The 390-nt window shown below is 67.2% G+C and carries 1 protein-coding gene; it reads left to right on the top strand.

Annotation, left to right across the window (positions count from 1 at the left end; translation table 11 throughout):
* Window positions 1–390: DUF222 domain-containing protein (locus GOOTI_RS24335; protein ID WP_007241260.1), on the top strand; the 390-nt coding region annotated here is incomplete at both ends.

Below are 390 nucleotides of genomic sequence, written 5' to 3'. Positions count from 1 at the left end.
GGTCGCAAGCCCAACGCAACCATGACGCCGTATCAGCGTTGCTGTCGCAGGTTGTCGATGCCGGTGTGCTCGGCCGCTCGCATCGGGGTCTACCCGTCCAGATCATCGCCACCGCCACACTCGCTGAATTGGAGGCGCACGCCGGGGTGGCGCGGACCGCGTCGGGCACTCTGCTTCCGGTCGCTGATCTGATCTTGATGGCCACCCACTCGACGAGCGGGGTGCAACCATTCCTGGCGGTATTCGCCGAGCACACCAGCGTGCCCTTGTATTTGGGGCGGTCGAAACGGTTGGCTTCGCCAGGGCAGCGGTTGGCGTTGTTCGCTGCCGAGGGTGGCGGCGTGTGTTCGGCACCGGGGTGTACTCAGCCGGCGTCGCGGGTGGCGGGGG

The sequence above is a fragment of the Gordonia otitidis NBRC 100426 genome (assembly GCF_000248075.1).
Taxonomy (GTDB): domain Bacteria; phylum Actinomycetota; class Actinomycetes; order Mycobacteriales; family Mycobacteriaceae; genus Gordonia; species Gordonia otitidis.
The sequence above is the reverse complement of the archived record's forward strand: the minus strand, read 5'-3'. Positions and strand labels throughout refer to the sequence as shown.